The organism is Tateyamaria pelophila (assembly GCF_019966495.1).
GTDB classification, from domain to species: domain Bacteria; phylum Pseudomonadota; class Alphaproteobacteria; order Rhodobacterales; family Rhodobacteraceae; genus Tateyamaria; species Tateyamaria pelophila.
This window is the reverse complement of sequence record NZ_JAIMIA010000011.1, coordinates 22,404-41,691: the sequence shown is the minus strand read 5'-3', so window position 1 is coordinate 41,691 and position 19,288 is coordinate 22,404. Positions and strand designations below refer to the sequence as shown.

The 19,288-nt window shown below is 60.0% G+C and carries 13 protein-coding genes; 12 read left to right on the top strand and 1 reads right to left on the bottom strand.

Annotated elements, in window-relative coordinates; genetic code table 11:
• The first annotated feature begins 15 nt into the window (after nt 1–15).
• The 7 genes from glgC to LC354_RS05785 all read left to right on the top strand — a co-directional run bounded on the left by glgC (nt 16) and on the right by LC354_RS05785 (nt 13,193).
• Complete coding sequence (gene glgC, locus LC354_RS05815; RefSeq protein WP_223421953.1) at nt 16–1,275, top strand: glucose-1-phosphate adenylyltransferase; 1,260 nt, start codon at nt 16–18, stop codon at nt 1,273–1,275.
• Nucleotide 1,276: 1 nt separating this feature from the next.
• Complete coding sequence (glgA, locus tag LC354_RS05810) at nt 1,277–2,713, top strand: glycogen synthase GlgA (protein ID WP_223421951.1); 1,437 nt, start codon at nt 1,277–1,279, stop codon at nt 2,711–2,713.
• Nucleotides 2,714–2,722: 9 nt separating this feature from the next.
• Complete coding sequence (gene glgX / locus LC354_RS05805; RefSeq protein ID WP_223421950.1) at nt 2,723–4,825, top strand: glycogen debranching protein GlgX; 2,103 nt, start codon at nt 2,723–2,725, stop codon at nt 4,823–4,825.
• On the top strand, nt 4,822–6,804 hold the full coding sequence (malQ, locus tag LC354_RS05800; protein ID WP_223421948.1) for a 4-alpha-glucanotransferase: 1,983 nt from the start codon (nt 4,822–4,824) through the stop codon (nt 6,802–6,804). Before glgX ends, malQ begins: the two co-directional genes overlap by 4 nt.
• The gene (locus tag LC354_RS05795) at nt 6,794–8,425 is read left to right on the top strand and encodes an alpha-D-glucose phosphate-specific phosphoglucomutase (protein WP_223421946.1); all 1,632 of its coding nucleotides are present in this window, start codon (nt 6,794–6,796) and stop codon (nt 8,423–8,425) included. Before malQ ends, LC354_RS05795 begins: the two co-directional genes overlap by 11 nt.
• Before the next feature lie 497 nt (nt 8,426–8,922).
• Nucleotides 8,923–10,035: an efflux RND transporter periplasmic adaptor subunit gene (locus tag LC354_RS05790; RefSeq protein WP_223421945.1), complete on the top strand. Its 1,113-nt coding sequence runs from the start codon at nt 8,923–8,925 to the stop codon at nt 10,033–10,035.
• Nucleotides 10,035–13,193: an efflux RND transporter permease subunit gene (locus tag LC354_RS05785; RefSeq protein ID WP_223421943.1), complete on the top strand. Its 3,159-nt coding sequence runs from the start codon at nt 10,035–10,037 to the stop codon at nt 13,191–13,193. The genes LC354_RS05790 and LC354_RS05785 overlap by 1 nt, the downstream gene beginning before the upstream one ends.
• An 8-nt stretch (nt 13,194–13,201) precedes the next feature.
• On the opposite strand, the gene LC354_RS05780 is transcribed toward LC354_RS05785, so the two are convergent.
• Nucleotides 13,202–14,182 carry a sterol desaturase family protein gene (locus LC354_RS05780; RefSeq protein WP_223421942.1) on the bottom strand — a complete coding sequence of 327 codons (981 nt, stop codon included), beginning with the start codon at nt 14,180–14,182 and terminating at the stop codon, nt 13,202–13,204.
• Between the two features lie 104 nt (nt 14,183–14,286).
• Between LC354_RS05780 and LC354_RS05775 the strand changes: the two genes are divergently transcribed.
• From LC354_RS05775 to LC354_RS05755, 5 genes are all read left to right on the top strand, one after another.
• On the top strand, nt 14,287–15,210 hold the full coding sequence (locus LC354_RS05775; protein WP_223421940.1) for a LysR family transcriptional regulator: 924 nt from the start codon (nt 14,287–14,289) through the stop codon (nt 15,208–15,210).
• A gap of 182 nt (nt 15,211–15,392) precedes the next feature.
• Entirely contained in the window at nt 15,393–16,028 is a 636-nt protein-coding gene (locus LC354_RS05770; RefSeq protein WP_223421939.1) for a paraquat-inducible protein A, read from the top strand.
• Nucleotides 15,995–16,645, top strand: a complete 651-nt coding sequence (locus LC354_RS05765) for a paraquat-inducible protein A (RefSeq protein WP_223421937.1) — start codon at nt 15,995–15,997, stop codon at nt 16,643–16,645. Before LC354_RS05770 ends, LC354_RS05765 begins: the two co-directional genes overlap by 34 nt.
• Nucleotides 16,638–18,722 (top strand): PqiB family protein, encoded by a 2,085-nt coding sequence (locus LC354_RS05760; RefSeq protein WP_223421935.1) that lies wholly within the window; start codon nt 16,638–16,640, stop codon nt 18,720–18,722. Before LC354_RS05765 ends, LC354_RS05760 begins: the two co-directional genes overlap by 8 nt.
• 2 nt (nt 18,723–18,724) lie before the next feature.
• Nucleotides 18,725–19,288 carry a PqiC family protein gene (locus LC354_RS05755; RefSeq protein WP_223421934.1) on the top strand — a complete coding sequence of 188 codons (564 nt, stop codon included), beginning with the start codon at nt 18,725–18,727 and terminating at the stop codon, nt 19,286–19,288.

Here is a 19,288-nt window from a genome sequence, read left to right as displayed (position 1 = left end):
GAGGGAGGACAACCAGTGGACAATGAATCACAACGGCTTGCGCAGCAAACTATGGCGTTTGTGCTGGCAGGGGGGCGTGGCAGTCGATTGTACGAACTCACCGACAGGCGGGCAAAACCGGCCATGTATTTCGGTGGCAAGAGCCGGATCATCGACTTTGCCCTGTCAAACGCGGTGAATTCCGGCATTCGGCGCATCGGCGTGGCCACCCAGTACAAGGCACACTCGCTGATCCGTCACTTGCAGCGCGGCTGGAGCTTTTTCCGGGCCGAGCGCAACGAATCCCTCGATATTCTGCCCGCGTCCCAGCAACTCGACAATGAAAACTGGTACAAGGGCACCGCCGACGCGGTCACCCAGAACATCGACATCATTCGTGGCTATGGCCCCAAATACATCATCATTCTGGCGGGCGACCATATCTACAAGCAGGACTATTCGCTGATGGTCAAACAGCACGTCGAAAGCGGCGCGGACGTCACCGTCGGCTGCATCGAAGTGCCCCGCATGGAGGCGCGCGGCTTTGGCGTGATGAAGGTCGACGAGGCCGATCGCATCCTCGATTTCATCGAAAAACCTGCCGACCCGCCGGCCATGCCCGGACATCCCGATCAGGCGCTGGCCAGCATGGGTATTTATGTCTTCGAGACAGAATACCTGTGTGACTTGCTGCTCGCCGATGCCGAAAACCCGAATTCCAAGCATGATTTTGGCGGCGACATCATTCCGGGCATTGTCAAGAACGGCAAAGCCATGGCGCACCCGTTCAGCCGGTCTTGCGTGCGCGGCGGACTTGAGGAAAAACCTTATTGGCGCGATGTAGGGACGGTGGATGCGTTCTGGCAGGCCAATGTGGATCTGACGGATTTCAAGCCCGAACTTGATCTTTACGACACGACCTGGCCCATCTGGACCTATTCGGAACTGACGGCCCCTGCCAAATTCATCCACAACGAGGAAGGACGGCGCGGCCATGCGGTGTCGTCCATGGTGTCGGGCGGCTGTATCATCTCGGGCTCGTCGCTGGATCGGTGTTTCCTGTTCACCGGCGTGCGCACGCACTCCTATTCCCAGCTCGAAGGTGTCGTGGCGATGCCTTATGCCGAGATCAACCGGAAGGCACAGTTGAAAAACGTGGTGATTGATCGCGGCGTTATCATTCCCGAAGGTCTGGTTGTTGGCCAGGATGCGGAGGCCGACGCCAAGCGGTTCCGCCGGACGGACAATGGCATCTGCCTGATCACCCAAAGCATGATCGACAAATTGGAAAGCTGACATGAACGTTCTCTTTGTCGCCTCGGAATGCGCCCCGTTTATCAAGACGGGGGGATTGGCGGATGTGATCGGGGCGGTGCCCAAGGCGCTGGCGGCCCAAGGTGCCAGCGTCAAGGTGCTGATCCCGGCCTATCCCGCCCTGGCATCGCTGGTGGCAACAGGGCAGAGCGTCATGGATTTTGACGACCTCTTTGGCGGTCCGGCACGGATCGTGGCGGTACGGGCCAAGGGCCTCGACCTGCTGCTGCTTGAGGCAGCGCACCTCTTTGATCGGCCGGGCAACATATATCTTGGCCCGAACGCTCTGGACTGGCCCGACAACGATATGCGCTTTGCCGGGTTGTCCTTTGCGGGTGCGCAGATCGCACTGAAGGGGCTGGGCGACTGGCGGCCCGACGTCGTGAATTGCCATGACTGGCAGGCGGGGCTCTTGCCCGTTTACCTGCGCCAGAGCGGGGAACCCGCGCCGCAGGTTGTCATGACGATCCACAACATCGCCTTTCAAGGTCTGTGCGACGCCACCCGATTGACGGCTCTCGGTCTGGACACCGATTTGTTTACGCCCGACGGCATCGAATATTTCGGCAAGATCAGTTTTTTGAAGGCAGGCATTGCCCTGTCGGACAAGATCACGACGGTCAGCCCCACCTATGCAGCAGAATTGCTGACGCCGGAGTTTGGTATGGGGCTGGATGGATTGTTGCGGGCCCGTCAGAGTGACTTGTCCGGTATTTTGAACGGAATCGATCTGGACGTGTGGTCGCCGGAGGCGGATGAGGCCCTTGTCGCGACCTACAGTGCGCGCAGTCTGAAGGGCAAGGCGCGCAACCGGGCCGAGGTTGAAGCCCGCTTTGGGCTGACGCCCGGTGACGGCCCCTTGTTTTGCCTGATCAGTCGGCTGACCGCGCAAAAGGGTCTGGACATGTTGTTGGACTGTTTGCCGCTGATCGTCGAGCAGGGTGCAACACTCGCGGTGCTGGGCACGGGTGAGCCGGATCTGGAGCGTGCCTTTGTGGCCGCGTCGCGCGACTATGCGGGATCGGTTGGCACGATCATTGGCTATGATGAAGAGATGTCGCATCTGATGCAGGGGGGCAGTGACGCCATCCTGATCCCCTCGCGGTTCGAACCTTGCGGGCTGACCCAGCTTTATGGTCTGCGCTATGGCACGTTGCCGGTTGTGGCCCGCACGGGCGGGCTGGCCGATACGGTGATTGACGCCAACGAGGCGGCACTGTTGGCCGAATGTGCCACGGGCGTGCAGTTCGCACCCGTGAATGCAACGATGTTTGGCCATGCGATCGCAAGGACATGTGCACTGTACCGACAACCCAAGGTCTGGGCCGCGATGATGCGCCGGGCGATGCGCCACCCCGTGGGCTGGGACCTGTCTGCGACGGCCTATCTCAACGTTTATCAATCCATTTCAGAGCACTAGGCGAGCGACATGACCCCCCAAAAGGTAACCAGCGGCAGTGCCGCCACCCTTGGTGCGCATCACGACGGCGCAGGCGTCAATTTCGCTGTCTTTTCGGAAAATGCCGACAAGATTGAGCTTTGCCTCTTCTCGCCTGACGGCAAGCGCGAGGTGGCGCGTATTGCGCTGCCCGAACGCAGCGGACCGATCTGGCACGGTTATTTGCCGGGTTTGCCTGTTGGCACGCTTTACGGATACCGGGCGCATGGGCAATACGCGCCGGAGCATGGCCACCGGTTCAACCCGAACAAACTGCTGTTGGATCCCTATGCCCGTGAACTGCACGGCGATTGGGTGACCCATCCAGCGACGCTGGGTTATGATGAAGGCTCCTCTGCGCAGGATCTGTCCTTTGATCCGCGCGATTCAGCCCCCTTTGTCCCGAAATCAGTCGTTTCCGATCCGGCCCTGTTCGAGGGGATGTCGGCGGGCCGTCATAACTGCTCGGACATGGACCTGATTTACGAGGCCCATCCAAAGGGTCTGACCCAAGCCAACCCGGATGTACCCGAGGCGGTGCGCGGCACCTATGAAGGACTGGCCAGTGACGCGATGCTGGCGCATCTGACGTCCATGGGCGTGCAGGCGGTCGAGCTGTTGCCGGTGCACGCCTTTGTGGACGACAAGTTTTTGGTGCAGCGGGGTCTGCGCAACTATTGGGGCTATAACTCCATCGGTTTTTTCGCGCCCGAGCCCCGTTATTTCGGGCCGGATGGCCTGAAGGGTTTTCGTCAGATGGTGGCGCGGTTCCACGCGGCAGGGATCGAAGTGATCCTGGATGTGGTTTACAACCACACGGCCGAAGGCGATCAGCGTGGCCCGACGCTCAGCTTTCGCGGGCTCGACAATGCGTCTTACTACCGCCTGACGGCGGGCCAGCCGCGCTACTATGTGAACGATACAGGCTGCGGGAACACACTGAACGTGTCGCATCCTTATGTATTGCGCATGGTGCTCGACAGTTTGCGGTTTTGGGTCGAATGCATGGGGGTCGACGGGTTCCGCTTTGATCTGGCGACCACACTTGGGCGCGAAGATCATGGGTTTGATCCGCGGGGCGGCTTTTTTGACGCGCTGCGGCAAGATCCCGTGCTGGCAAAAGTCCGTATGATCGCGGAGCCTTGGGATATCGGCCCCGGCGGCTACCGGCTGGGCGCGTTTCCGCACGAATTTTCCGAATGGAACGACAGCTATCGCGATACGGTGCGCCGCTACTGGCGGGGCGATTCGCATAGTGCGCAGGAACTTGCGGCGCGGCTGCTGGGCTCGGCGGATAAATTTGACCAAGGCGGACGGCGCAGCTGGGCATCGGTCAATTTTCTGGCCTCGCATGACGGGTTCACACTCGCCGACACCACGCGCTATGCCAAGCGTCACAACGAGGCCAACACCGAGAACAATCGCGATGGGCATCATTCAAATTTCAGCGACAATGGCGGGGTCGAGGGGGACACGGACGATCCCGAAATTCGCGCCTTGCGGGCGCGGCGCCAGCGCAACATGCTGGCTACGCTGTTCTTGTCACAAGGCACGCCGATGCTTCTGGCGGGCGACGAATTTTCCAACTCGCAGGCGGGCAACAACAACGCCTATTGTCAGGACAATGAGATTGGCTGGCTGAACTGGGACAGTGCGGATACCGATCTGCTGGGCTTTGTGCGCGTGCTGTCCGTGTTCCGGCAGGATCATATCGCGGTGCGGCAAAGCCGGTTTTTGCACGGTGCCGCGCGCAAAGCGGACGGGCATACCGATGTCACATGGACGGATTTCGCCGGAGAGGCGGTCGCCTGGCGTGATCCCGGGCTCGCCAATCTGTGCCTGACGCTGCGGTGCTCGGCAGAAGCGCCTGATTTCGAACCGGATGGGGACGTGGTTTTCATCGCGTTCAATCGTGAAGACGAAGATACGTCTGTTGTCCTGCCGACGCCGCCCGAAGGCCAGACGTGGATGCGTGCCATTGATACGACAAGTCATGTGCAGGAGCCCCGCGCGGAACCCGAATACGAGGCGGTTGCGGTCTGTGCAAACACGGTGGCTGCCTTCGTTCTCATATCCAAGGAGCCCGAGGAATGAGCGTGGATCAGGATCTCAGAGCGCTGGCTGACCTCAATGGCATCCTTCCCAGCTTCTACGATTTGCAGGGTTACCAGCGTCACATGACGCCGGACACGCAAAAGGCTCTTTTGGCGGGCAACGGCATTGACGTATCGAGCGACGCAGCCATCCGTGATGCCCTGGGCGCCTTGCGTCACAGCATTGATGATCGATGGTTTCCCGAAGAGATCATCGTGGAAAGCGGGGTCGAAGCCCCGTTGAATTTCGGCCTTGGGGCCGAATGGCATTTGCGGCTGGACGATACGGACACGATTGCGGCGCAAGGAGAGCGCCGCGATCATATCACGTTGCCGCCGCTGCGCTCCGGCATCTATGAACTCACGGCCGAAGCCTCTGGCCGCGTCGAGGTTGTTACCGTCATCGCGGCGCCGGTACGCCTGCCACTCATCCGGTCCGTGACCGAAACGGATCGGTTATGGGGTTTGAATTTCGCGCTTTATGGTGTGCGGTCTGAACGGAACTCCGGTCTTGGTGATTATGAGGATCTGGCGCAAATGGCGTGCCTCGCGGGGGCGCAAGGGGCGTCCTTTGTCGGCGTCAATCCCATTCACAATATGGGGCACAGCAATACCGCAGCGATCAGTCCGTATTCTCCGTCCCATCGGGGATTTCTGAACACGAGCTATATCGCGCTCGATGCGATACCCGGCCTGAAAGGGTCTTTTGGGGTGGCTGGTCTTGAGCCTGTGAAAGCCGTCGGCACAGTCCAGTACACAGAGCATAAGAAGGCCCACAATGCAGCGCTTGAACGCGCTCACGCGGTCTTTGCGACAGATGCGTCCGAGACGGCGCGGCACGGTTTTGAGGCTTTCCTTTCGGCAAGCGGGCCAGCTCTTGCGGATTTCGCCCGGTTCGAGGCGCTGAGCGAGACACACGGGCCGGATTGGCGCATATGGCCCGCGCAAACAGCAGTAGCGTCCCCGGAACGCATCGCTTTTTATACGTGGTTGCAATGGGTTGCGCAGACGCAGCTTGCATCTGCACAAACCCGGGCATTGGATGCGGGTATGGCGCTGGGGCTCTATCTGGATCTGGCTGTCGGCCCACGTCGGGACGGGGCGGAGGCGCAGTGCGAACATGCGGCCATTGCACAGGGCGTGTCACTGGGTGCGCCGCCCGATCATCTGAGCCCGGGTGGCCAAAACTGGGACCTGGCGGCTTTTGCGCCGCGCAAGCTCAAGGCGCAGCGCTACGCGCCGTTGCGCCGGATTTTGGCCAGCACCATGCAACATGCAGGTATCATCCGCATTGATCATGTCCTCGGATTGAACCGCAGCTTCTGGCTGCCGGATGACGGCAGTCCCGGGGGCTACATCCGGCAATCCTTTGATGCTCTGCTCGCCGTGATCAAGATCGAGGCGGAGCGAAACAACTGCGTCGTCATCGGCGAAGACCTTGGGCTGGTGCCGGACGGATTTCGTGAGACCATGCGCGACAGCGGCTTTTACGGCTATTCCGTGCTGCAATACGAAAAAGACCACAGCGGCACGTTTCCTGCGCCCGAGGATGGCCAATCACAGGTTTTGTCCTGTTTCGCGACCCATGATACACCCACCGTCAAAGGGTTTGAGACCGGGCGTGATATCGATTGGTGGCAAGATCTGGAGTGGGTTGACGGCGACGCTGTCAGTGATTTGCGCACCTCGCGGGCTGAGGATGTGGGAAAACTACAAGACGAAGAGGATTTCGTCGCTGCGATCCACCGCAGATTGGCGCAATCCAATGCCGGATTGGTTGCGGTCCAGCTGGATGATGTGTTGTCCTCTGTCGAGGCGCAAAACCTGCCCGGAACAATTGATGAGCACCCGAATTGGCGCCGTAAATATACGGTGTCCGTCGAAGAATTGAGCGAAGATGGCCGTCTCGCAGGGGTTGCGACCCTGATGAAACAGGCCGGACGGGCCAGCCCCCGGAAAGGACTTTCACATGAAGATTGAGACAATCGCGACCGCCCCGATCGAGGGGCAAATGCCCGGCACGTCCGGATTGCGGAAAAAAACGCGCGTGTTCATGGAGCCGCATTATCTTGAGAATTTCATTCAGGCGACCTTTGATGCGATTGGCGGCGGTGCGGGCAAGACCTTTGTCGTGGGTGGGGATGGCCGGTATTTCAACAAAGCGGCCATTCAGACGATCCTGAAAATGGCCGCAGGCAATGGCGCGTCCCAAGTGATCGTCGGGCAGGACGGTATACTGTCGACGCCTGCCGCGTCGCACCTGATCCGCCTGAACAAGACCGACGGCGGCTTTATCCTGTCCGCCAGCCACAACCCCGGCGGCATCGACGAAGATTTCGGCGTCAAGTTCAATGCGGAAAACGGTGGTCCGGCCCCCGAAGGGCTGACTGCGAAAATGTTCGACGCCACCAAGACAATCGAGCAGTTCAAGACCGTGGACGCGGCAGATGTCGATCTGAGCACCGTAGGTAACGTGCAGATCGGCGATATGCACGTGCGTGTCGTCGATCCGGTGGAAAGCTATCAGGCGCTGATGGAGGCGCTGTTTGATTTTGACGCGATCCGCGGGCTGTTTGCCGGCGGTTTCACGATGCGTTTTGATGCGATGCATGCCGTGACAGGACCCTATGCAACGGCGATCCTGGAAGGGGCCCTTGGTGCTCCGGCCGGTACTGTTGTCAACGGTGTCCCGTTGGAAGATTTCGGCAAGGGACATCCGGACCCCAATCCGATCTGGGCCAAGCCTTTGATGGATCTGATGATGTCGGATGCGGCACCCGACATGGGTGCGGCGTCGGATGGCGACGGAGATCGTAACATGATCGTGGGGCGAGGTGCCTATGTGACGCCTTCCGACAGCCTCGCGGTTCTGGCTGCGAATGCCCATCTTGCCCCGGCCTATCGAGACGGTCTGGCCGGTATTGCCCGGTCGATGCCGACCAGTGCGGCCAGCGACAGGGTGGCGGCCAAACTCGGCATTGGATGCTATGAGACGCCGACAGGCTGGAAGTTCTTCGGCAACCTGTTGGATGCGGGCAAAGTGACGATTTGTGGCGAGGAAAGTGCGGGTACCGGGTCTGACCATGTGCGCGAAAAAGACGGTCTTTGGGCTGTTCTCTTGTGGCTGAACATCCTGGCTGTGCGCAAGCAATCGGTTTCAGATATCGTGCAGGAACACTGGCAGACGTTCGGGCGCGACTACTATTCACGCTATGACTATGAGGCGGTGGCGACCGATCAGGCCAATCAGTTGATGAGCGAATTGCGCGCCAGACTGGACGGATTGGCGGGGCAGGCGTTTGGCGATGTGACCGTCGCGACGGCCGACGAGTTTTCCTATCTGGACCCTGTGGACGGGTCGATCAGCAAAAACCAGGGCGTGCGGATTGCTTTTGCGGGTGGCGGGCGTGCCGTTTTCCGACTGTCGGGGACGGGAACCCAGGGGGCGACACTGCGCCTCTATCTCGAACAGTATTCGGGCGTCGACGGCGCTTTGGATCTGGACACCCAAGCGGCCTTGGCCGACGTGCGAGGCGCAGCGCAGGAGATTTGCAACATGGCGGCGCTGATCGGGCGGACGGAGCCTGATGTGATCACCTGAAACGGGTTGAAGCGACGCATTGGATCACGGCGGTATGTTCATATTTTTAAATAAGAACATGTGCTGAGCCTCACCCGGTTTTTGATGGTCCGCGTTGGGCATCGCATGGAATGTGTTTCGTCTGGAAGGAACAGTGCAGGATAAGTGCACGCGACCAGATTGCGCCCTGTGTTCAAATTTTGTGCAAGCAGGGCAATGCCTGGTCACCAAAGCAGAGCTCTGCGTTTCAGTCCCTTGCAATGGTCGGCCTTTGGGTGCGACTGTCACGCGGAGCGGCGATCGAACGCCGTTCGGACGGCGACCAGTTTTGGAAACTTTCTGCAAACGGCGCACCTGTGACAGAAGTGCCAGACAGACTGCTCACATGACGGCACGGGGGCCGGGACTTCGCTCACAGGGACTGCCTTCGTCAGACGCAAAGGCCGGTGTGACAGCAGATGATCTGTTGACGTTCCCGCATCAGAGCTATCTGAGTAAATGATATTTGGAGCTTTAGAATGCGCCCTCTCTTTTTTCAAACCGTCCTTGTCGTTGCACTGGTTTCGCTCTCCGGGTTCGCGGCGCAGGCACAGGGGCGCGCGGCGGCTGTCGGTGTTCAGGCCGTCGAGCCGAGGCAACTGGCAGAAACCGTGCCCGTCTTTGCCGAGGTGACGACAGCACGCGACGGCGCGGTCGCAAGCCGTGTCGCGGGCAATGTCGACACGGTCCACGTTCTGGCCGGCACACGGGTGGCCGAAGGCGATCCGCTGGTCGAATTGAACCGGGATCTTCTCGAAATACTGGTGGTGCAATCCGAAGCGCAGATGGCGGAGGCGGAAGCGGGCATCGCCACGGCCCGGGTCCGGGTCGATCGTACCCAGCGTGTGTTGGACAGGATCGTCGCCCTGCGCGGGTCCAACGCATATAGTGAGGGCCGCTTTGATGATGCGCAATCCGACGTGCTCGAGGCACAGTCGCAACTGGCCGAGGCCATTGCGCGTGAAAAGAGCAGCGAAGCGCAATTGTCGGAAACGCGCTACCAACTTGACCGTAGCCTGATCACAGCACCGTTTTCCGGTGTCGTGATCGAAGTGAACACGATACCGGGCGCTTTCATTCAGGCCGGTTCACCCGTAGTGCGTTTGCTCGACACGGCTGCGTTCGAGGTCACGGCCGGTGTGCCTGCGCGCTATGTGTCCTTTCTGGAACAGGGCCAGATGATGCAGGCCAGCACGGAAAACGGCGCCGAGTTGACGCTGGAACTGCGTGCCATCCTGCCGCTGGAAGACACGGCGACACGGACGCGTGCCGTGCGTTTTGCGGCCCCCGGCCTTGGGGAATTGACCAATGTGGCAGTGGGCCAATCCCTGACGGTGCTTGTGCCGGTCGGTGAGGCGCGCGAGGTGTTGTCGGTGCCCAAGGACGCCTTGGTACAAGCGCGTGGCGGCTGGACTGTCTTTGTGGCTGCCGAAGACAAGGCGCAGCCGCGCCCGGTGACCCTTGGTGTTGCACTGGGTGACCGATACGAGGTGCTCAGCGGCCTCGAAGCCGGTGAACTGGTCGTCGTGCGTGGCAACGAGCGTTTGCGCCCCGGTCAGGATATCGCGCCAAATCCTGTGGAAACCAACTGATGGATGTCATCCGCTACGCCATTGATCGCCCCGTCGCGGTAGTTGCCGCCGTTCTGATGGCCGTTTTGTTCGGGGTCATTGCCCTGTCGCGCATCCCGATCCAGCTTGCGCCGGATGTGCGCAAACCCATCGTCGTGATCGAAACCAGTTGGCCCGGTGCGGCTCCCTCGGAAGTCGAGCGCGAGATCGTGAACCCGCAGGAAGAAGCGCTGCGGGGCCTCGAAGGGTTGGAAATCATGACGTCCCGGTCCCGCACTGGCGAGGCCGAGGTGACGCTGGAATTCGGCGTTGGAACTAATATGAGCCAATCGCTGTTGTTGGTGTCCAACCGGCTCGACCGCGTCAGCGGGTACCCGGAAGAGGCGAATGAACCCGCGTTGAACACGTCGGGATCGGATGACAGTCCGATCGCCTGGGTGCTGTTGACGGCACAGGCGGGCAATACCCGGGCAATGCCGACCTATGGCGATTTCGTCGAGGATGTCATCAAGGACCGGGTCGAGCGGATCGAAGGTGTCTCGGCGGTGAACGTGTTTGGCGGCGTGACCCGCGAATTGCAGGTGGTCGTCGATCCGCGCCGCCTGTCACGTTACGGTCTGACGGTGCCGGAGGTTGTCCGGATTCTGCGCACGGAAAACATTTCGATCTCGGCGGGTGACGTGGACGAGGGCAAGCGTCGCTATGTGGTGCGGACCGAAGGGAACCTCAATACCGAAGACGCGATCCGCAATGTCGTGCTGCGCTCAGGTGCGGCCAATGGCGCCCTTGGCCGGGTGCGTGTCAGCGATGTGGCGGATGTGGGATTTGCCTATAAGGAACCGACAAGTCGACTGCGATACAAAGGCGAGCCGGGTCTGGCCTTCAACGTCGTGCGCGAGTCCGGGGCCAATGTCATCAACGTGATGGAAGAATTGCGCGGTGTGCTAGCGGAATTGAGTGCAGGCCCGATTGCCGATGCGGGATTGAACCTGCAACAAGTTTACGACGAGACGATTTATATCGACGGCGCGATCAAGCTGGTCACGCAGAATATCTGGATTGGCGGCGTTCTGGCTGCCCTCGTCCTGATGCTGTTCCTGCGGAGCATGCGTGCAACGCTGGTGGTGTCGCTCTCGATCCCGGTGTCGATCGTGGCGACCTTTGTGGTGATGGCAGCGACAGGGCGGACGCTGAATGTGATCTCTCTGGCCGGGATCGCTTTTGCTGTTGGCATGATCGTCGATGCCGCCATCGTCGTTCTGGAGAATATCTTTCGACTGCGCGAGCAGGGCTATAACCGGCGCGAGGCGGCTTATCACGGGGCCAGTCAGGTCTGGGGCGCGATCCTTGTGTCAGCCCTGACCACGGTGCTGGTTTTTGTGCCGATTCTTGTCATGCAACTGGAGGCGGGCCAGTTGTTTCGCGATATCGCGGTGGCGATTTCGGTCTCCGTCCTGTTGTCGCTTGTGGTCGCGGTGACGGTGATCCCTGCATTGGCGAGCCGCATGCTGAAGGGCGGCGATCAGAAGCCGATCCGGATCTGGGGCCTTGATCACCTTGCTGGCGGGTTTCGGGCGCTTGTCATGGCCTATGTGCGCATGACGGTGCGTTTTCGGACGGTGGGCATACTCATGGTTCTGTTGATTGCGGGTGGGGCAGGGATCGCGAGCTATGCTTTCCTGCCGCGGCTGGAATACCTGCCGGAAGGCAACCGCAATCTTGTCTTTGGCCTGATCATCCCGCCGCCCGGCTATAATCTGGACACGACACAAACCATCGCCCAGCGGATCGAAGCGGTGGCAGAGCCCTTGTGGGAGGCTGCCCCTGCACCCGAAACCGAAGACGGTACACCGACCATCGCCAACTTCTTTTTCGTGGCAACGCCGGGCAACTCCTTTGTCGGGGCCGGGGCGGTGGATGGCCGCCGCGCCGCTGAGTTGATCCCTGTGCTGAGCCGCCCGATTTTTGCCGAACCGGGCACGTTTGGATTCATGACGCAGCCGTCCCTGTTCGGGCGTGGCGTCGGAGGTGGCCGTACGATCGAGTTGAACATTTCGGGCCAGGATCTGGACGATATTCTGGCCGTTGCGGGGCGCGCGGCGGGCATCGTGTCCGGTCTTTTGCCGCGCTCCGACGGGCACCAGTTTCGCCCCATTCCGGGTTTGGAGCTTGGCGCGCCCGAGGTCCGTCTGATCCCGGATCGCCTGCGATTGGCGGATGCGGGGCTCGACAGTTCCGGACTGGCGTCGACGGTGGACGCTTTCAATGACGGGCTGCGCATTGCCGAAGTCACAGTGGGCGCCGAACGCGTCGATCTGGTGCTCAAGGGCGATCCATCGGTCAGCGATGCCGTGCGGACACAGGATGTCGGAAATTATCCCGTGGTCACACCGGGGGGGCAGATCGTTCCGGTATCGGCTCTGGCTGATGTTGTGCTGACCGCAGGCCCAACGGAAATCCGGCACCGTGACAGATTGCGCACGGTCACGCTGGAAGTGCGTCCGTCGGATGCGCTGCCACTGGAGGAAGCTGTTTTGCTGCTTGAGCGTGAGGTCGTCGCGGTACTGGAACAACAAGGCATCCCGCAGGATATTCGCCTGAGCGTGTCTGGCACGGCCGACCAGCTCAGCCAGACATGGGCTGCAATCCAGATCAATCTGGCCGTCGCTATCGTGATCGTCTTCCTTGTGATGGCGATCCTGTTCGAGAGCTTTGTTCTGCCGCTCGTGATCCTGATTTCGGTGCCCGTCGCGGCGGCGGGGGGCGTTGGTGGTTTGGCATTGTTGAACACCTTCCAGACGCAACCGTTGGACATGCTGACCTTGCTTGGCTTCGTTATTCTGATCGGGATTGTCGTGAACAATGCGATTCTGATCGTGCACCAGACGCTCTACCATTTGCGGACCGACGGAATGGAGCCGATTGCGGCCATCGAAGAGGCCACGCGTAACCGGATCCGACCCATTTTCATGTCCACGCTGACAAGTGTGATGGGGATGTTGCCGCTGATCGTGTTTCCGGGCGAAGGCTCCGAGCTTTATCGCGGGCTGGGTGCGGTTGTGGTCGGAGGGCTGTCAATGTCAGCGTTCCTGACGCTGCTGACCGTGCCACCCCTGTTGCGGTTGTGCGTGCGCAAGCCAGAGCCACTGGTGTTGTCGCAACAAGTCAGCGAGGCGTAGCGGCCGCCTCAGGCCCCGCTCATCCGTTTGCGGCGCTCCTTGATCTTTTCATTCGAGGCTGCCGTTCCATCGTGGAACGAGCCAAACCACTTGTCCCACGGCAACTCGAGCGAGCCGTAATTGCATTCGAAGTAGCGGTGATGCATCTGGTGGTGGAACGTGCCCAGTTTCAACCGGTTCTGATCCTTGACCAACAGCCCTTCGAACCCGGTATGGGTCGTGGCGGCGGTCAGGGCGTAGTATTGCAGGTGAAACAGGATGTGGACCGGGTGGGCGGCCACGATGAAGTGGATCAGGACCGAGCCGAGAAAGATCAGATGCTCGACCGGATGCATCGACAGGCCCGACCACGGACCGACATTGATGTTGCGGTGGTGCAGCGCATGAACGTGTTTGTAGAAAAACGGAATGTGTAGAAAACGGTGAATCCAGTAGAAGTAAAAGCTCTCCCATACAGGGATCAACAGGAACAGCGCCACGAACCAGACGGGTTGCGCCGCCCATGTGAGCATCGGGGCATAGCCATTCGCCAGCGCCCAGAACATTAAGACCTCGTACCCGGTCCAGATCGTCACTCCGCTGGCCAGCGTCCAGAAAATGTTGTCCCTGATCTGGCCACCCAAAGTGAACTGCCTGCCGTTCTTCATCAGCGGACGCGGGTCGTATTTGAGCTTCTGTCCCTGTTTGGTGAAGGTATAGAAATAGAGATGCAGGCCCCCGGCGACCGCCGACATCAAGACAAGATTGCGCAGAAACATCTCGCCAATCCAGCCAAAGGCGAGGGTTTGTGTTTCCTCCAGCGGCGGTTGGAACCAGTGGAACGAGATCAGCGCGATGCCGACAATGATTAACCGTTCCGTGATGAAGAACCAGGAATGCCAGAGCCACGCGAACATTAACCGCGGCCGCAGCGGCCAGGTAAAGAAGGGCGATACCCGCAGCGGAACGTCTGGCGTGTGGTTCCAGCCTTTCAATGGGGCTTCAGACATGCGGGAATCCTGACGTGGAGTGCGTTCAGATCAGATTGGCAGATGTTCATTCATATGAAAAACAGTATTTACAGATCAACTAAAGCTGTATTTCAGAGGTAAGGATGCATATTTCCCTTAAGGCCATGACGTATTTCACGACCGCCTTGCGGCACGGCAACATCGCGAAAGCGGCGGCAGAGTTGAACATTGCAGCCTCCGCGGTCTCGGCGGCCATTGATCAGGTCGAAAGTGCCTGTGATCTCACGCTTGTCACACGGCACCGCGCGCGCGGGATACAGCCGACAGCGAACGGGCTGGCGATTGCCCGAAAGTGCGCGCGTTTGCTGGAGGACTACCAATCGATCCTGACCGAGGGCGCAGAGCTCAAGCAGTCTCTGAGCGGCACCTTACGGATCGGTTACTATGCGCCGATCGCCCCCGCATTCCTGCCGAAAATCCTCGCCTGCTGCATGCAGGAGGCCGGTGAAGTCACCCTGCATATCGAAGAATGTGACAATGACAGCGCCCAGGAGGGGCTGTTGAATGGCACCTATGACGTGATCCTTTTCGTCAGCGAGGGCGCGCGCCCATCGATTGACTATGACGTTCTGATCTCGGCGCCACCCTATTGTCTGCTGCCCGAGGCGCACCGGCTCGCCACGCAACACACGGTGACGATGGCCGACATTGCGCGGGAACCGCTTGTCGTTTTGAACCGCCCGGTTGCGGCTGCCTACTATCGGGGCCTTTTTGACGCATTGGGCCGGGAGCCTGCGATTGCCGCTTATGCGACCTCGACCGAGATGGTGCGCAGCCTTGTTAGCCTGGGCCATGGATGCGCCATCCTTAATATGCGGCCCTTGACACGCACCACCTACAGTGGCGGAGCAGTGATCGAAGTGCCCATATCCGACGCTTTGCCGCCGCTGACGCTTGCCATTGCCTACGATAAATCCCGCCCCAGAAGGATTGTGCAAACCTTCGTCGATGCCTGCCGGGATCACTTTGAGGCCATCGGGACGGAGCAATGCATTGTCGGATCATGATGCACCCGAAAGGCTGATTTGAATTGCGACGCATAGCAGGCGGCGCTGATAAAATTGATTGTGCCGACCGATACCTGTGCACAGGACAGATCCGGAGTTCAGCGCCGCTTGAAATAGGGGAGATTGTGCAGTTTCTTGGATTGGTCATGGGATGTCTGTCCAAAACATGACTAAGTGGCAAGATGAACAATCCTGCACCGATTCCCCTCGACGAATTGATTGTGTGCACGCATTGCGACGCTGTATTCACCCTGCGGCGGCCAGCAACCGGCGAGCGGGCGACCTGTGCGCGCTGCGGGTCCGTGCTGATCACACCGCGCCGCAAGGCCGGGCTTCAGATCATTGCCGTGTCGCTGGCCATCACGATCCTGATCATCGCCGCGACCGTATTCCCGTTTCTGTCGATTTCGGTCGCGGGGGCCACGAATTCGGTTTCGATCCTGGCCGCCGCGCTGGCCTTCAGCGACGGGCCGCTGATTGCGCTGTCGCTGACGACGGCCGCGCTGATCATTTTCGTGCCGTTGGCGCGGGTGTTGCTCACGATGTATGTTCTGGTGCCGATTGTTCTGGATCATCCGCCGGCACGGGGGGCGACGCACGCCTTTCGCTTCGCGGAAAAGCTCAGGCCCTGGTCCATGGCGGAAATTTTTGCGCTGGGATGCGCCGTCGCCCTGATCAAGATCAGTGATCTGGCAGACGTGAGCTTTGGGCCGGCGTTCTGGATGTTCGCCGTTTTAGTTGTTCTCATCGTTATACAGGACAATGTCCTGTGCAGGTGGTCGGTATGGAAATCTCTGGACAAAACCAAAACTTTATAAGCGCACGCGATCTTGGCGTTGTGGCGTGCACCCGCTGCACGCAGGTCTGGCCTGCCGGGACGCAAATCTGCGACCGCTGTGGCAGTACCATTGTCGCGCGAGACGAGAAAAGCCTGCAGCGCGTTTGGGCGCTGTGGCTGGTGGGGCTGATGTGTTACGTGCCGGCCAATACATACCCGATGCTGCAAACCCGCACATTGCTGAGCGTTCAGGAAGACACCATCGTGGGCGGTGCGGTGGAATTGATCCACCATGGCGCGGTCGGGATCGCGGTGATCATTCTGATCGCCAGTGTCGTCATTCCCCTGGCCAAATTCATGGCCATCGCCTTTCTGGCCATTTCGGTAATGCGGCCTTCGAGTGTATCCAGCCATCATCGACAGCTCTTGTACGAAGTCGTCGAATACATCGGGCGTTGGTCGATGATCGATATCTTTGTGGTTGCGATCATGTCTTCTCTGGTCCAGTTAAACACTCTGGCTGCTGTAAATCCTGGCCGCGCAAGCCTGTTTTTTGCGTTATCTGTAATATTTACTATGCTGTCGGCGCAGGCTTTCGACAGTCGTATGATCTGGGACGCCCAAACCCGGCAGGAAAGAAATCCAAGAGATGAGTGACACGCCACAGCCGGTCAAGATCGAACCTGCGCGCAAATCCGGAATGCGGAGCGCGTCCGTCGTCTGGATCATTCCCATTCTTGCGCTGGTCGCAGCGCTTTTCGTGGCCTGGCAAACCTATGATGACCGGGGGCCGCTGATCGAGATCAAGTTCGACAATGGGGCGGGTATTGCCAGGCGAGAGACCGAGTTGCGGTTCCGCGACGTCGCAGTTGGCGTGGTGGAGGATGTCCGGTTTTCGCCGGGTCTGACCGGCGTCGTGGCCGAGATCCGCCTCGACAAGGCGATCGCACCCTATGTTGATGTGGGCGCGACCTTCTGGATCGTGCGCCCTGAGCTCAGCGCGCGCGGCGTGAGTGGCCTCGATACCGTTCTGACAGGCGTGTACATCGAAGGTGCCTGGGATGGTGACATTGGCCCTGCCGCCAGCAGTTTCACCGGATTGACTGAGGCGCCCCTGTTTCGCCTCGGGCAGGAAGGGTTGCAGATTGCCCTGCGGACCTCGGCGGGCGGTAGCCTGACGGAAAACAGTCCGATCACCTTTCGTGGCATCGAAGTGGGCCGCATCGGCAAGGCGCAGATTTCGCCGGAGGGCAATTTCGCCATCGCCGATGCCATCATCTATGCGCCGCATGATCGGCTGATCTCTCCGTCGACGCGGTTCTGGGACACCTCCGGATTTACCTTTTCGGTCGGGCCAAGCGGGGCCCAGATCGACTTTTCGTCCTTTGCGACTCTGGTCAGTGGTGGGCTGACCTTTGACACCTTCGTGTCCAGTGCCAACCGGGTGACGGATGGGACGATGTTTGAAGTCTTCAGTGACGAGGTGTCTGCACGCAACAGCCTGTTTGCCCGTGATGAAACGGATCCGTTCGAGATGCGCGTCGTCTTCGACGAGAATATCTCGGGCCTCGCCGTCGGCGCGCCGGTCGAGCTGAGCGGGTTGCAGATCGGTCGCGTCCAAAGCGTTTCCGGCGTCATCGACGGGGACAGGTTTGGCGACGAGCGCGTGCGCCTGAATGCACAACTCTCCATTCAACCCTCGCGTCTGGGCTTGCCGGAAGATGTGACGCCCGAAGAAGCGCAGGCCTATCTGACGGAACGGATCGACGATGGTTTGCGGGCCCGTCTGGCATCTGCCAGCCTGCTGGCAGGGGGGCTCAAGATCGAGCTTGTTCAGGTTGAGAATGCCCCGCGGATCGTCATCGAAACCGGGGATGGAAGCATTCCGATCATACCGACGACCGAAAGTGATATTTCGGACGTCACTGCGACGATCGAAAACGTTGTGGGCAGGATTGTCGATCTGCCAATCGAGGATGTGTTGAACAGTACCATTCAATTCCTCGACAGTGCGCGGACGCTTTTGAGCAGTGAAGACGTGCGCGAAACACCGCAAGCAGTGCGCGCCTTGCTCGGCGATGTGCGCAGCATTGTCGCCTCTGACGATGTACAGGGGATCGCGGGCACCTTGAATGCAGCCTTGCTGCGGTTCGAAGGGCTGTTGGCGCAACTCGTGGAGGACCGGTTGGCCGAACGTCTGGTCAACGCGGTGGATGCGGCTGCCGCCGCCGCCGACGGTGTGACGGCATCCGTCGAAGGCGTGCCTGACCTGCTGGCGCAGTTCCAGGCGATTGCGACCAAGGCCGAAACACTGCCCTTGCAGGAATTTACCGAGCAGCTCACAGCGCTTGTTGCCTCGATGGATGACATCGTGGGCACTGATGCCGCGCGCGAATTGCCTGCTGACCTGAGTGCTGCGTTGAACGAGATGAACGCGACCCTGAGGGAACTGCGTGAGGGTGGAGCGGTGGACAACATCAATGCAACGCTCAATTCCGCGCGGCAGGCGGCGGATAATGTCGCTATTTCCGCTCAGGATCTGCCCGCACTGGTGTCGCGGATGGAAGCGGTGCTCAGCCAGGCCAATCAGACGATTGCGGGCTATAACAAGGGCGAGGCGCTCAGCCGAGATGCCCAAGCGGCAATGCGCGACCTATCGGCGGCCGCCGATGCATTCGCGTCACTTGTGCGGATGCTTGAGCGGAACCCAAGCGCACTTATTCGGGGACGATGATCATGAGAATTCTGAAGTTTATTCTAATCGGCGCGACCTTCGCCCTGACCGCCTGTACGACCCCGCCGGAATTGTATCCCGTGACGCCGCCCAAAGCTACCCAGACGCAGAGGATTGCCTTTCAAATGCTCGAAGTGCGCAAGGTCTCCTTGCCCACCTATGCCAGCGCCACAGAAATCTCGTTACAAAATGCCGAAGGCCGGTTGGTCAGCAGTTCGGGGGTTCAATGGGCCGACAGCCCGGAACGGGCGATCGCCCTTGAACTCGCCCTGCATCTTGGCACTTTGTCCGGTGCAAAGGTCGCATCCGAACCCTGGCCGCTCGAGGCCTTTCCGGATGCGCGCCTCGATGTGCGCTTCGAGAGCCTGATTGCGCGGGCCGATGGGCAGTTCCGGACCACGGGGCAGTACTTTGTCAGTGTTGCAGATGGCGGCCGGGAGCGGTCCGGCATGTTTGACCTGTCGGTCCCGTTTGATCCCGAAGCCGGGCCACGGGCGATTGTCGTGGCACGGGGGCAGGTGATTTTGGATCTGGCGCTTTACATTGCGCGCAACGGGTTGCGCTGA

Coding starts and splice junctions, on each gene's coding strand:
- glgA (WP_223421951.1), top strand. CDS start 1,277: ATGAACGTTCTCTTTGTCGCCTCGGAATGCGCCCCGTTTATCAAGACG.
- LC354_RS05760 (WP_223421935.1), top strand. CDS start 16,638: ATGAGTGACACGCCACAGCCGGTCAAGATCGAACCTGCGCGCAAATCC.
- LC354_RS05795 (WP_223421946.1), top strand. CDS start 6,794: ATGAAGATTGAGACAATCGCGACCGCCCCGATCGAGGGGCAAATGCCC.
- LC354_RS05775 (WP_223421940.1), top strand. CDS start 14,287: ATGCATATTTCCCTTAAGGCCATGACGTATTTCACGACCGCCTTGCGG.
- malQ (WP_223421948.1), top strand. CDS start 4,822: ATGAGCGTGGATCAGGATCTCAGAGCGCTGGCTGACCTCAATGGCATC.
- LC354_RS05785 (WP_223421943.1), top strand. CDS start 10,035: ATGGATGTCATCCGCTACGCCATTGATCGCCCCGTCGCGGTAGTTGCC.
- LC354_RS05755 (WP_223421934.1), top strand. CDS start 18,725: ATGAGAATTCTGAAGTTTATTCTAATCGGCGCGACCTTCGCCCTGACC.
- LC354_RS05790 (WP_223421945.1), top strand. CDS start 8,923: ATGCGCCCTCTCTTTTTTCAAACCGTCCTTGTCGTTGCACTGGTTTCG.
- glgX (WP_223421950.1), top strand. CDS start 2,723: ATGACCCCCCAAAAGGTAACCAGCGGCAGTGCCGCCACCCTTGGTGCG.
- LC354_RS05780 (WP_223421942.1), bottom strand. CDS start 14,182: ATGTCTGAAGCCCCATTGAAAGGCTGGAACCACACGCCAGACGTTCCG.
- LC354_RS05765 (WP_223421937.1), top strand. CDS start 15,995: ATGGAAATCTCTGGACAAAACCAAAACTTTATAAGCGCACGCGATCTT.
- LC354_RS05770 (WP_223421939.1), top strand. CDS start 15,393: ATGAACAATCCTGCACCGATTCCCCTCGACGAATTGATTGTGTGCACG.